Source organism: Comamonas sp. B-9 (genome assembly GCF_000410635.1).
Lineage (GTDB): Bacteria > Pseudomonadota > Gammaproteobacteria > Burkholderiales > Burkholderiaceae_C > Comamonas.
On sequence record NZ_KE148557.1, the window covers coordinates 19,227 to 24,295 of the forward strand.

Consider the following 5,069-nt stretch of genomic DNA (forward strand, 5'->3'; position numbering starts at 1 on the left):
TGCAGCTGGCGGCCACGCAAGGCCACGGTGCGGATGGGGACGTTGAAGGTCGCGCGTATGCCCCCTGCGCCATCGGAGCGCACCACGCCCAGCGCGCCACAGTACCAGCCGCGCGGCCCAAGTTCCAACTCGGCAATCGCCTGCATGGCCGCCCGCTTGGGCGCGCCGGTGACCGAGCCGCAGGGGAACAAGGCCTGCAGCACATCGGCCAGGCCAGTGCCCTGGGGCAGGCGGGCGCGCACATCCGAGGTCATCTGCCAGACGGTGGGGAGGGCTTGCAGCGCAAACAGCTGCGGCACCTGCACGCTGCCCAGCTCGGCGATGCGCGCCAGGTCATTGCGCAGCAGGTCGACCACCATCACGTTTTCGGCCCGCTCCTTGGCCGACGCGCGCAAGGCCTGGGCCTGGGCCTCGTCCTGCGCAGGGCTGCTGCCCCTTGCGGCCGTGCCCTTCATCGGGCGGGTGAGGATGTCGCCGGCGCCAGCCACTGGCTGCTGCCAGTCAAAAAACAGCTCGGGCGATACCGACAGCAGCTGCTCCTCGCCCCGGTCGATATGCAGCGCATAGCCGCCGGGCTGGGCCTGCTGCAGCGCGGCAAACAGCGCGGCGCCATCTACGTTGCCGCCGCCAGGCAAGGCGCTGTGGCCTTGCAGCTGCTGGGTGTAGTTGATCTGGTAATAGGCGCCGCTGCGGATATCGGTATGGATGCGCGCCATCTGCGTATCGAACTGCGGGCGGGCGAGCGTGCTGCGCCACTGCACTTGCACGGCAGGCGTCTCTGCCTCAGGCAACTGCGCCCTATCAGCAGCTGGCGCATCCCACACCGCAAACCAGGCCAGGGGCTCGCCGCTGGGCACTGCCTGTGTCGGCAAATAGGGGTTCAGCGCGGTGGCGGCCTCATAGCGCAGGCCTCCGACGCAGCAGGCCCCGGCGCGGGCGGCCTGCTCCACGGCATCCAGCAACGCCCGCAACGATGGCGCATCCTGCGCCTCCAGCACCCGGTCGGGACCCGTCAGGTTCAGGCGCAGGCGCTCCCGTTCGCCAGACAAAGGCTGGCCCATGTCGATGCGGGCAGAAAAGGGCTTGTGCGCTGTCATAGGGGCGCCAGCATAGCGGCCTGGCCTTGTCCTTGCAGCACAATAGCCATCTTGTCCGCTTCTCACGCCACACCTGTGCTCTCCGCCCCGCGCCGCGCCCAATGCCCCAACTGCCTGCGTCCGCAAAGCGCCTGCATCTGCGCGCTGGCGCAGCCGCTGCAGGCTGCCACCCAGGTGCTGATCCTGCAGCACCCGCTGGAGCTGCAGGAGGCCAAGGGCACTGCGCGCCTGCTGCAGCTGTGCCTGCCAGGCAGCCAGCTGGTGGTGGGCGAGGCGTTTGACCCTGGGCAGCTGCAGCAATGGCTGCATGGCCCCTGGCCGGGTGCCGAGGCACCGCAGCAAACGCTGCTGCTCTACCCCCAGACGCCCGACCAGCCCGCCGCCTTGACAGCGCTGGCGGGCAGCGATGCGCCAGTGGGCGTTCGGCGCCTGGTACTGATCGATGGCACCTGGCGCAAAAGCCGCAAGATGCTCTATGCCAACCCGCTGCTGGCCCAGCTGCCCCGCCTGGCACTGACGGACACCGGCCCGGCCGGCTACCGCATCCGCAAGGCGCCGCGCGCGGGCCAATTGTCGACCCTGGAGGCCGCTGCGCTGGCGCTGCAGCAGCTGGAGGCCTGGCCCGATGGCGCACCACCGCTGCAGGCGCTGCAGCAGTCGTTTGACGGCCTGATCGCGCAGTACGAACGCCTGCGTGCGGCACACTGAGCAATTGGCGCCCTGGCGACAATGCGCCCGCCTGCGCGCCCGTGGGTGAGCGCGCACTCGGACATACTCCAGGCCAAGCATTTTTTCTATCCCTGACGGAGCCCTTGCATGAAGTTCTCGACCCTCACCCTGCTCAGCGCCGCGCTGTGCGCCGCCGGCCTGGCCCAGGCCGCTGCCCCCTCGGATGCCGCCGTGCAAAAAGCCAGCAGCGCCAGCCTGCGCGAATGGATCGAGGTGCTGGCGCTGCCCAATGACTCGAATGTGGCAGCAGATATCGAGAAGAATGCGCAGTGGTTCAAGGCGGCGCTGGACAAGCGCGGCTTCCAGACCCAGCTGCTGCCCAACCAGGGCAAGCCCATGGTGCTGGCCACCCTGCCGCCCGTGCCCGGCGCCACCAAGACCGTGCTGTTCTACGCCCATATGGATGGCCAGGCGGTGACGCCTGCCGAATGGCAGCAGGAGAGCCCCTGGAAGCCGGTGCTCAAGGAACGCCAGGCCGATGGCACCTGGAAAGAGATTGCGCTCGACCAGCTCTACGGCGCCCAGCCCAACCCCGAGTGGCGCGTGTTTGGCCGTTCCTCGTCCGATGACAAGGCCCCCATCATCATGCTGATGGCCGCCCTCGACGCGCTGCAGCAGCAGGGCCTGGCGCCCAGCACGAATATCAAGATCCTGCTCGACTCGGAAGAGGAAAAAGGCTCGCCATCGCTGGGCGGCGTCATCAACGCCAACCTGGATGCCTTGAAGGCCGATGCACTGCTGGTGCTCGATGGCCCCATGCATGCCAGCAACCGCCCCACCCTGGTGTTTGGCAACCGGGGCGTGGCCCAGGCCACCTTGACCATCTATGGCCCGAGCCAGGATCTGCACAGCGGCCACTACGGCAACTATGCCGCCAACCCCGCCTTCACGATGGCGCAGCTGCTCGCCTCGATGAAGGCGCCCGATGGCCGCGTGCTCGTCAAGGGCTACTACGACGGCATCAGTTTTGATGCCCCAACGCAGGCCGTGATGCAGGCCGTGCCCGATGACGAAGTCGCACTGCGCAAGCGCCTGGGCATTGCCCAGGCCGAGAAGGTGGGCAACAACTACCAGGAGTCGATGCAGTACCCGTCGCTCAATGTGCGCGGCCTGCAAAGCGCCGATGTAGGCGCCAAAGCCCGCACGGTGGTGCCCGCCCAGGCGATTGCCGAGCTGGACCTGCGCACGGTGCCCGAAACCCCACTCGAGCGCCTGCTGCAGCTGCTCAAGACCCATATCGAAGGCCAGGGCTTCACCCTGATTGACGGCGAGCCCAGCGCCGAGCAGCGCGCCCAGTACCCCAAGCTGGCGAGCCTGAAGATGGGCGGCGTATCGGCCTCATCCAGCGCCGTGCGCACCGACCTGAACGCCCCCATTGGCGACTGGCTGCGCCAGGGCATGCAGCAGGCCTGGGGCCAGGCCCCTGTGCAGATTCGCATGATGGGCGGCACGGTGCCCACCGGTGCTGCGGTGCAGGCGCTCAAAGTCCCCTTTGTGATCGTGCCCATGGTGAACGCCGACAACAACCAGCACAGCAAGAACGAGAACATGCGCCTGGGCAACTACTTCGATGGCGTCAAGAGCCTGGCATCCATCCTGAGCCAGCCCTGGAAATAAGCCCCAAAAAAGGCCCCCCAAACGCATGGGGGCCTGCCGTGCCGGGGCCTATCAGGCCCAACGCTGCTCAGCGCTGAGCCGGCACACCATCCTTCCACTGCGGCCAGTCCTTGACGACGGTGTCGACAAAGACGCCGCCCACGGCCGCCACATTGGCCACCGTCTCGGCAAAGCCGCCTGCGGTCTCGCCGGGCTTGGGGTCCAGGTGGGCCTGGGTGGTTTCCTGCGGGTTGCCCTGGTCAAAATTGACCGAGCCGCGCAGGCTCAGAATCCGGTCCGTGCCATGGCTGCGCTTGAGCACCAACGCAATGGCGGCGGCCTCCATCTCGGTGGCGACATAGTCGTCCGCACCATAGAGCTTGGCGATGTACTGCGCCTCCTTGGACAGACCCGGGCCGTGGAAGAAGGTGTCGCCCGTCATGTGCGTGCCCACATGCACGCTGGGCGCCTTGCGCGCCGCCGCATCGGGGTAACGCATGCGGTAGCGCTGGGCTGCGTCGCTGTCTTGCAGCGGCACGGCGCGGCTCATCGCATAGGCGGCCTGGGTCAGCGCCGGGTTCAGCGCAAAGCGGCGGTAGTCCTCATAGCCCTTGCGTGGCATAAAGACGGGCGCACCGGCCTGGCCCTCTTCCGGCGCCCAGCGGTGACCCAGGTCGTAATCGACCAGCCAGCTGCCCCAGGTCACATCGCCAATGGTGCCGCGCGATGGCGGGGTGCCGGCCACGCCGCTGATCACATAGTAGGCCTGGTCAAAATTGAACTGCGGGTTCAGCACGATGGCCTGCATCGAGCCCGAGGCATTGACCTTGCCCATGCCCAGCACGCTGCCGCAGACGCCATCGGCATTGCAGAACACCGGCCCCAGCGCGCCCGGCACCTGGATAGGCTGGGCATTGCGGAAATAGCGTTCATACCAGTGCTGGAACTCACCAGCCCGGTCGCCGGTGTTGGCACCGATCTCGAACATAGCCGCGACAAATACCTTGACCTGGACCGGTGGCGCGGCCTGGGCCACTCGGGGCGACTGGGGCGGCTGGTTGCCGGTGCTGGCGCAACCGGACAGCAGCGCCAGCAACAGGGCGCTGGCGCACAGCGGCCGGGCGAGAGAGCGAAGCGGGGCACGGGGCATGGGGTATTTCTCCTGGTCAGACCACCGGGATATCAGCGGCATATCAACGCGATCCGGCGTGCTGCGCATTGTAGGTCGGCAGCCCAGCTGCGGCCTGGCCCAGCGCTGTCACCAAGGCATCGACCTCGGGGACCGCTGCCCGGTGCAGCGGCAGCAGCACCTGGGTGCGGAACGGAATCGAAAAGGCCAGCGGCCGCTGCACCAGGCCCTGGCCCAGGCAGGCCAGTGCGGTGAAGGGGTTCACGATCGCCAGGCCCAGGCCGTTTTGCACCATCGCGCAGACCGCCACGGCGCTGTGCGTCTCCAGCAGCATCTGCCGGCCCACGCCGGCATCGGCAAACACCTGGTCGATCTGGATGCGGTAGGGGTCGCCCTCGGCCAGGCTGATAAAGGCCTGGTCCGCAAAGTCAGCAGGCTCCAGCCTGGGCTTGCGCGCCAGCGGGTGGCCTGCGGGCAGCACCGCGACCTCATCCACCGCCGGCAGCGCCACCGCGCGC

General features: G+C 67.9%; 5 protein-coding genes. 2 read left to right on the forward strand and 3 right to left on the reverse strand.

Features of this window, described 5'->3' with window-relative positions:
- Positions 1–1,097, reverse strand: a 1,097-nt coding sequence (locus H928_RS33200) for a chorismate-binding protein (RefSeq protein WP_306729938.1), incomplete at its 3' end; no start/stop codon positions are given.
- A gap of 51 nt (positions 1,098–1,148) precedes the next feature.
- On the opposite strand from H928_RS33200, the gene H928_RS0110670 reads away from it, so the two are divergent.
- Both H928_RS0110670 and H928_RS0110675 read left to right on the forward strand, forming a co-directional pair.
- Entirely contained in the window at positions 1,149–1,805 is a 657-nt protein-coding gene (locus tag H928_RS0110670) for a tRNA-uridine aminocarboxypropyltransferase (RefSeq protein ID WP_239644933.1), read from the forward strand.
- Positions 1,806–1,913: 108 nt separating this feature from the next.
- Positions 1,914–3,443 (forward strand): M20/M25/M40 family metallo-hydrolase, encoded by a 1,530-nt coding sequence (locus tag H928_RS0110675; RefSeq protein WP_021026497.1) that lies wholly within the window; start codon positions 1,914–1,916, stop codon positions 3,441–3,443.
- Positions 3,444–3,510: 67 nt separating this feature from the next.
- Here H928_RS0110675 and H928_RS0110680 read toward each other — a convergent pair whose 3' ends face one another.
- Together H928_RS0110680 and H928_RS27180 are read right to left on the reverse strand one after the other, a co-directional pair.
- Complete coding sequence (locus tag H928_RS0110680; protein WP_027010808.1) at positions 3,511–4,572, reverse strand: purine nucleoside permease; 1,062 nt, start codon at positions 4,570–4,572, stop codon at positions 3,511–3,513.
- Between the two features lie 43 nt (positions 4,573–4,615).
- Positions 4,616–5,069 (reverse strand): LysR substrate-binding domain-containing protein (locus tag H928_RS27180; RefSeq protein ID WP_021026499.1); only part of this gene is annotated, 454 nt, incomplete at its 5' end.